This is a genomic window from Candidatus Aquicultor secundus (assembly GCF_002791875.1).
GTDB classification, from domain to species: domain Bacteria; phylum Actinomycetota; class Aquicultoria; order Aquicultorales; family Aquicultoraceae; genus Aquicultor_A; species Aquicultor_A secundus.
In genome coordinates this window covers 1-7,653 of record NZ_PFNG01000260.1, presented here as the reverse complement: position 1 = coordinate 7,653, position 7,653 = coordinate 1, and the positions used below count along the sequence as shown (strand labels likewise).

Sequence of the window (7,653 nt, the reverse complement as noted above, 5' to 3'; positions counted from 1 at the left end):
TCATTTTGCCTTTTTCCTCTGCCATCAACTTCGCCCCCCTTCGTGGATTTCATACCCCGCATTCAGGACTTTAAACATTTACTCAGGACAGGAAACCGTGGGGTCTCCCTGCCGGAGGGCAGACGGCAATTTGGTGCATCTCGATGCGGGCTGGAATATAATACGGGAGACTGGAGGAGATAGTTTATGAAAGTCCTGGTAATCGGCAATATCGGTTTTGACCTGATGGCGCCCTATCTTTACAACGAGGGTATCGAAACGGTTCTCGTTGTAACAACAGTTGAGCCTCTCAACGCAGAATACGCCGACACAGCGTATTACTTTGAATCAGACACAGAATACCTGCCTCTCGTTGAGCTTGCGCTCGAAGAACACGTCGATGCCGTAATCTCAATCGCCGGCCCCGACGTTGCAAACTTACGAGACGGACACGTCAAAGAAACCCTCGAAAAAGAACACGGCATCCCCGTACTGGCCAATCCGTTAGAAGCCGTACAGATCGCCTCCGACAAAGAAAAGACGAAAGAGTTTTTACTTAAACACGGTTTCCCGGCAACTTTGGGTCGAGTGGTGGAATCAAGGTTTGAAGCATTCGGGGTGGCCAAAGAATTCGGCTACCCGCTCGTCTTAAAGCTTATCGATCACTCCGGCGGAACCGGTATGGCTATCGTTCACGACCGCTTCGAGCTTATAAAAGCCATGGTCGGCGCAGAGAGGATTCTTATCGAAAAATACACGTCCGGGCCGGAATTTTCGATCGAGGTGTTAAATTACAACGGCAAAACCCTACCGCTTCTGCCCGTTTTTAAGGGGTATACCAACCACCAATGCATCCATCCGATGGAGCGGGTCAAGCTGGCCCCCGCCCCGCTACCCGAAGTCGATATCGCCAGACTACGGTCCCTGGCACGCGACGTGATCGGCACTTTAAATGTGCAGCCGACCGGAGATGTCGACATAGTATGGTCCGAAGACGGGCCGAGAATCCTTGAAGTCAATCCGCGCTTTGGCGGCGTAACCGCTCTCTCCATGGCCGCAAGCGGCATTATTTCGTATCATGCGCTGGTCGATATGCTCCTCGGCAGGTGGAATAAGAAGGAGTACCGCTTCGACCGCCACTTTGCGGCGGATATGCCTGTGTTCTCGGACATCGAGATTGACAGGGTAAAAGAAATATTAAATATGGATGGCGTGTTCCGCGTAAAAATCCAAAAACTCAAGCAAACATCGGGGAGGATCGCACTGAAGGCAAAGACGATGCATGAGCTGCTGGGTGCAGCCAAGCAAGTTGCAACCATGTGCGATTGTTCCACTTGCTTTACAGAGCTCGAACGATTGCCGGAAAAACTCCGGGCAAAAAAGCTAAAAGTGGTAGCTGTTTAGGCTACCACTTTTATTTATATCCTACATAAAGAAACTTGGGTATGTTAACGCGCCGCTTGTTTCCCACGCTCAATCAGCTCTTTAACTTTTTGGCCGCCTTTATGCCCGATCTCTTCGTAGAATTCACGACCGTATTTCTTCGCGGTAGTTTTTCCGCCTTTGCGGCCCGCTTCGCTTACCGTCATTTTGCCTTTTTCCTCTGCCATCTACGCCACCTCCTTTGGGACTAGCCGTTGGCACTTATTTTGTACCCGGAGTACAGACCTCTTAAACTACAACTGCTCAGGTAATTCGCACGAAATCGAAAAAATGTTCCGGGTATGCCCTGCTTTACGTTTCAGCTTCTTTCCCTTTTTCGATGAGAGATTTTACCTTTTGACCGCCCTTGTGCCCGATTTCTTCGTAGAACTCATGACCGTACTTTCTCTTGGTGGTCTCGCCGCCCTTAAGGCCGCCAATTTTACCACCCTTCTCGCCGATTTCCTCGTAAAACTCGCGGCCGTATTTTTTCGACGTGGTTTCACCGCCTTTGCGGCCCGCTTCGCTTACGGTCATCCTACCTTTCTCGTCCGGCACTATTCTCACCCCCTTCCGAAATGCTCGCCGTGCCACCGGAACTATTGCCTTTTATTCACTAAGGTTCTACCCAGGAGCAATACCCTTAAACACTCATCATTAAGCAGCGAAAAGGCGAGGTAAAACGGCCAATAAAAAAAGAGAGGGTAGCCGCTCGGCTACCCTGTGCGAAACGATTATATCAACGCTAAGCCCGCTTCTTGCCCTCTTCAATAAGACGTTTTACCTTCTGGCCGCCCTTGTGGCCGATCTCCTCGTAAAACTCCGGGCCGTATTTTTTCGATGTGGTCTGACCGCCTTTTTTGCCGATCTCTTCATAGAACTCAGGGCCATAGCGTTTTGACGTGGTCTCGCCGCCTTTACGTCCGGCTTCGCTTACGGTCATTTTACCTTTTTCCTCTGCCATCGTTTTCACCTCCCGTCGTAAAATAGCTACGCGCTCACCTTCCCCTGCGCGCGTTTCTTGCCTTCCTCTATCAAGCGCTTTACCTTTTGGCCACCCTTATGGCCGATTTCCTCATAAAATTCAGGGCCGTACTTGCGAGCCGTGGCTTCTCCGCCTTTCTCGCCGATTTTTTCATAGAACTCCGGACCATACTTCTTTGAGGTGGTCTCCCCGCCTTTCTCGCCGATTTTCTCGTAAAACTCCGGGCCATATTTCTTTGAAGTAGTTTGACCGCCCTTACGGCCGGCCTCGCTGACCGTCATTTTGCCTTTTTCCTGAGCCACCTTGTGTCACCTCCCATTGCCGGCTTCATGCCGGCCGGATGGTATATATATTCCCCGTACTTATTTTTACCCTTAAACTTCACCAATCAATCGCCAAATTATTAAAATTTTCACCTTTAAACAATTACCCACTTCGTAAATCTTTAAACATCAGCTATCCAGCTCTGCGTTCTAGCCTATGAATGATGTGGTGAATTATATCCTCGGCGACATTGCGTCCCGTGGCTTCCGTAATGCCATGCCAGGCCGGTGCCCCGTTGACCTCGAGGATGTAATCGCCATCGGGGCCCTCGATGATATCGACCCCGGTGTAATCAAGACCAAGATCCCGGCTGGCCCCGATCGCCATCGTGCGTTGCGCCTCCGTGAGTTCGCAACGCTCCGCCCGGGCACCCGCCCTGATGTTCGTCTTCCAGCGGCCCAGCTTTGCCAGACGGTAGATAGAGGCAACCACCTCATCCCCAACAACAAAGGCGCGAATATCGCGCCCCGGGTTTGGGATATACTTCTGCAGGCAAATGCACTTAAACTCGCTAAGGAGGCGTTTTATACGCGTCATGGCATTCTTCTCGCCACGCTTAACCCGTATTACCCCGTAACCCTGAAACCCATAGAGGGGCTTTGCGACGCTGTCCTCATGTCGGCTAAGAAACGCCCCGGCATCATCTAGCCCCTCGTTTGGTTCTTTATTTAGTTGCTGTATTATGAGACTTTCCGGAACCCGGAATCCCTTTTCCTGAAGGATAAAGCTCGTGAGGAACTTGCTCTCCGCGACCTTCAAGGCGGCGGGCGAATTAATAACGACGACACCTTCCCTATCAAGCTGCTCGAACACCTCAAACTGAAAATCGGTCTCACCGCTAAAATTTAAGCCCCGTATAATCAGGGCATCGAACTCACCGGCTTGGACCTTGCCTATCTTAATCACGTGCTTGCCGTTGAGCTCAATCGAGAACTGGATTGGGTCAACGATTTGAGTATCTGCAACCTGTCGTGCGGCTTCGAAAAGATCACGGCTGGTCGGGTCGGCTTCAAACTGGGCTGTGACTATTCCGATCTTATACAAGAGTTCTCCTAACGTTTCTACGACACTATAACAGGCAGGTAGATTTTACCCCCGGTTACGAGGTGGTTAAACTAAGGAAAGAAAAACACATGGGGATACGCTTTGCAGACACCGCGCGACAACTTTATATCGGAACCTCCGGGTGGAGCTACAAGCACTGGAAAGAGATAGTGTATCCGGCCTCTCTGCCGAGCCGTGAGTGGCTGGCATTTTATTCGAAGAGATTTTCGACGGTTGAGATAAACAACTCGTTTTACCGGCTGCCCAAACGGGAGACGTTTGAGACATGGCGCAACACGACACCGCCCGGTTTCGTGTTCGCAGTCAAAGCAAACCGTTATCTGACACACGTAAAGAAACTTAAAGATGCAGGTGACGCCTGGGAGAGATTTATTGAAAACGCCTGCGGTCTTGGTGAAAAACTGGGGCCGATATTATTCCAGTTTCCCGCCACCTGGCACGCAAATCTCGAGCGGCTGGCCGCGTTTCTAACGATTCTACCAAATGAGTACCGGTATGCATTTGAGTTTCGCCATGAGTCGTGGTTTACCCCTGATGTCTATACACTCCTTAAAGAAAAAGGCGCCGCTCTATGCATCGCAGACTCGCCTGAGTGGCCTGAAGTGATCGAGATAACGGCACCCTTTATCTTTATCAGGCTGCACGGGGGCCGGATACTCTACGCATCCGAGTACTCGCCCGCCGAGTTATCTGAATGGGCAAAACTAATCGCCGGCTTTTTACGCCGGCGATTAGATGTTTTCGTATATTTTAATAACGACGCATACGGCTTTGCCGTAAAAAACGCAACGCAGTTAAAGGAGCTTCTGTGACGTGTCGCTGATTCTTAAGCGGCGCTATTTCCCACCGGTCGAGCTTGCGGAATCGCTCCCGCCCGTTCCAACTGCCGGTTCGCCTGAAACCCCAGCGTTAACCGCTTTGCTTAAGGTATCGATCTGCTGCCTCGCCTCATTAACCTTCTCACCCTTCGGATCGAGCTTTACATACTTCTCATAAGCATCGAGCGCTTCCTGGTTCTTGCCTTGCGAAACAAGAAAGACCCCCAGGTTGTAATATGCCGGCGCAAACTTTGGATCAAGCTCGATGGCTTTCTTGGCTTGAGCGGTCGCCGTATCAAGCTGACCAAGGCCATAGCACGAGATCGCCATATCGACCCGCACATTTGTCCTCTTAGGATCGATTGATAAAGCCTTCTCGTAGCTTGCCACGGCCTTCTCATACATATTCGCATCTTGATAGGCATTTCCAAGAACAATCCAGGCGTCAACGCTCTTGGGATTCTTCTGGACCGCCTGCTCGAGTGAAGCGATCTTCTCCTGAACCTGCTGTTGCGGTGCGCTGTTACCTGTGTTTGACCCAGACCCTATTGAATACGAAACCAAGCCCACTGCAAAAGCAAGCGAAACAATAACAGCCCCGACTTTCGTTACGACACTTACTTTCTTTTTGTTTAAAAGCACATTTTTACTCCTTAACTACTTCTTAGCCGAGTCTGTAACCTCGACCGACTGACCTCCCGGCTGCAGATTACCTGCTGCCGGCACATCGCTCTTCGTATTACCCATCACGCCATTCGCACCGCTGCTTAAAGCAGCAGGGGGAGCGCTCGTCTGTGTTGATGTACCGTTAATATTCGGATGACCTGTCGGTAACTGGCCGTTGCTGCTATTGAGCTGATCCTCCGTTAGTGCCGGCGCGGCGCCCGTACCGCCGCTTGCGCCCGAATTAGAGAAGCTGCCTGCAGCATTATTTGTAGATGAAATCGCGCTTCCTGAATCGGAAGGCATAAAAAGACCCCTTATGAAAAAGCCAAGAACAAACGCCACCACCACAAACGCAACGGTCCACATGAAATCTACCTTTTGGGGCAAACCCAGTTCATTTGTCACATTTGCCGGGGCCGGTTTTGCAACCGCCTTTTTCACGCCACTCGAAGCAGGTTTTTTTGCCGGTTTGCTGCTTTGCTTTGGAGCCTTGCTCGTTTTGGGGGCATCCTGCTCCTTATCTTTTGAGATATCGTCTGCCAACGAGTTAACCTCCCTTCACCGCCTTAAAGCGTAATTCAAATATCCGTCAAATTAAAATATAACGCTTTACCGTGCGCCTATCAACTAAATATTTTTACATATAGCCCATTTGCAGGCAAAACTACCTTACAAATATGTGAAATTATTCTCTATCTCGCCTATACTCCTACCGCCTGGCCTGTTCTGTTAAATGTGGTATCTTTCAAAAGAGTTCGTGGCGGAACGTTATTTGCCGTTATTTACCTTAAGGTTCTTGATGATCGGCTCGGTTTTCTTAAGTATCTCGGCCTCTTCCAACGTTATGTACTTGCCATCCCGGTACAGGACTTTTCCGCCTACCATTGTCAGAACAACATTCTCCTGATTGGCGGTATACACAAGCGCCGAGTAAGGGTCACGCGTCGGAATTTGGTGGCTGTGCGACATATCGACGACAACGACATCGGCTTCCTTGCCCGGATCGAGCGAGCCTATCGTATCGTCCATGTTTACCGCTTTTGCACCACCCAAGGTCGCCATATAGACGAAATCCTCGGCGGTAAAATCGGATGATCTCGTCATTCCTCGCTGGATAAGTAGACCGATTCTCATCTCATCGAACATATCCATCGTATTGTTACTTGCCGGGCTATCCGTGCCGATGCCGACGTGTAGGCCGCGGTGCAAGAAGCTTGGAAGCGGTGCGATCCCCATCCCGAGCTTGGCGTTACAGCGCGGGCAGTGGGCGATTGAAACCCCGTATCTTACAAGCGTGTCGATATCGGCCTCATCGACCTGGACACAATGCACCGCCAGGATGTTGCTTCCCTCAAATACCCCCCACTCCTCAAGGTACTTCACGGGGCTTACGCCCATGGGCTGCCAAAGGATATCCCCCCAGCCGACAATATCCCAATACTCATCGGAGAGCCTTCCCGAGCCATACTTTACGAAATCATACTCGGCTTTCGAGCCGGCAAGGTGGGTGCAGATATGCAAACCTTGCTCTTTTGCCCATTGGACCGATTTTTGGTACAGGGGAGGCGAAACCGTATAGGGGGAATGCGGGGCAAGCCCAACGGTAAGGTTGGTGCCTGAAACCACATCGGACCACTTGGCTATATCATCTTTCATCTTGGACATGATCTGCGGTACCTCGGTGTGGTCCATCCCGGTAACCTCGTAATAAACGATGCCGCGCAAGCCGGCGTCTTTGGCGGCCCTTAAGCTGGCCCCGCTTTTTGTAATATCCGCAATGGTCGTTATGCCTGATTGCAGCGCTTCAAGGGCGCCTAAGTATGCCGAGTGCACCCAATCCGCTTTCTTAAGCGTTGTGCTTTTTATCGTAAGCTGCATCTTCCAGTCGGCATAACCAAGATCATCGCATGCGCCCCTGAAAACGCTATATTCGAGGTGGGTATGCAGGTCGACAAAACCGGGCAGAATCACCGCTTTGCCAAAATTGACAACCTCTTCACCGGGATATTTTTTCGCCATAGTCTTGAGCTTACCGATGTCTTTTATCTTGGAGCCGTCTACAACGACGGCCCCATCCTCAATCGGCGCCTGGCTTATCGGCAATACCCATTTTGCAGTTAAAAGCATATCTCACCTCTTGTATTAGCTAAGAAGCTATCAGCTATCAGCTAAACCTTCATCATTAAAATGTTTATCTAGCTTAGACCCTTTTACTTCTCAACAAAGTGAGTGCCCGCTAGATTCTTCACTTCGTTCAGAATGACATCTGTTAGGTCTTTGTTTTAAAACTTGCGCTCTAGTGCCAGAACACCATAATTATTGTGTCATTCTGAGCAGGTCCTTCGCTATCGCTCAGGATAAACTCCGAATCTAGCGGGCACTCACAGACTGCTG

10 protein-coding genes are annotated in these 7,653 nt (G+C 50.5%); 2 read left to right on the top strand and 8 right to left on the bottom strand.

The genetic code is table 11. The features are described 5' to 3' along the window. Nucleotides 1-186: 186 nt before the first annotated feature. Nucleotides 187-1,383 (top strand): ATP-grasp domain-containing protein, encoded by a 1,197-nt coding sequence (locus COY37_RS11155; protein ID WP_286679037.1) that lies wholly within the window; start codon nucleotides 187-189, stop codon nucleotides 1,381-1,383. 44 nt (nucleotides 1,384-1,427) lie between these two features. Here COY37_RS11155 and COY37_RS11150 read toward each other — a convergent pair whose 3' ends face one another. From COY37_RS11150 to COY37_RS11130, 5 genes are all read right to left on the bottom strand, one after another. Next, nucleotides 1,428-1,589: a KGG domain-containing protein gene (locus COY37_RS11150; protein WP_174573215.1), complete on the bottom strand. Its 162-nt coding sequence runs from the start codon at nucleotides 1,587-1,589 to the stop codon at nucleotides 1,428-1,430. Between the two features lie 124 nt (nucleotides 1,590-1,713). Further along, nucleotides 1,714-1,938, bottom strand: coding sequence for a hypothetical protein (locus tag COY37_RS11145; protein WP_502690520.1), 225 nt, complete (start codon nucleotides 1,936-1,938; stop codon nucleotides 1,714-1,716). 208 nt (nucleotides 1,939-2,146) lie between these two features. Beyond that, nucleotides 2,147-2,365 (bottom strand): KGG domain-containing protein, encoded by a 219-nt coding sequence (locus COY37_RS11140; protein ID WP_286679035.1) that lies wholly within the window; start codon nucleotides 2,363-2,365, stop codon nucleotides 2,147-2,149. 26 nt (nucleotides 2,366-2,391) lie between these two features. Beyond that, nucleotides 2,392-2,688: a con-10 family general stress protein gene (locus COY37_RS11135; protein ID WP_286679034.1), complete on the bottom strand. Its 297-nt coding sequence runs from the start codon at nucleotides 2,686-2,688 to the stop codon at nucleotides 2,392-2,394. Nucleotides 2,689-2,842: 154 nt separating this feature from the next. Further along, complete coding sequence (locus COY37_RS11130) at nucleotides 2,843-3,754, bottom strand: ATP-grasp domain-containing protein (RefSeq protein WP_286679033.1); 912 nt, start codon at nucleotides 3,752-3,754, stop codon at nucleotides 2,843-2,845. Between the two features lie 89 nt (nucleotides 3,755-3,843). Between COY37_RS11130 and COY37_RS11125 the strand changes: the two genes are divergently transcribed. After that, on the top strand, nucleotides 3,844-4,587 hold the full coding sequence (locus COY37_RS11125) for a DUF72 domain-containing protein (protein WP_286977596.1): 744 nt from the start codon (nucleotides 3,844-3,846) through the stop codon (nucleotides 4,585-4,587). 24 nt (nucleotides 4,588-4,611) lie between these two features. Here COY37_RS11125 and COY37_RS11120 read toward each other — a convergent pair whose 3' ends face one another. The 3 genes from COY37_RS11120 to COY37_RS11110 form a co-directional block, all read right to left on the bottom strand. Next, nucleotides 4,612-5,235 carry a tetratricopeptide repeat protein gene (locus COY37_RS11120; protein ID WP_286679031.1) on the bottom strand — a complete coding sequence of 208 codons (624 nt, stop codon included), beginning with the start codon at nucleotides 5,233-5,235 and terminating at the stop codon, nucleotides 4,612-4,614. 15 nt (nucleotides 5,236-5,250) lie between these two features. Beyond that, nucleotides 5,251-5,802, bottom strand: a complete 552-nt coding sequence (locus tag COY37_RS11115) for a hypothetical protein (RefSeq protein WP_286679030.1) — start codon at nucleotides 5,800-5,802, stop codon at nucleotides 5,251-5,253. Nucleotides 5,803-6,027: 225 nt separating this feature from the next. Beyond that, nucleotides 6,028-7,386: an amidohydrolase family protein gene (locus COY37_RS11110; protein ID WP_286679029.1), complete on the bottom strand. Its 1,359-nt coding sequence runs from the start codon at nucleotides 7,384-7,386 to the stop codon at nucleotides 6,028-6,030. Nucleotides 7,387-7,653 lie beyond the last annotated feature (267 nt).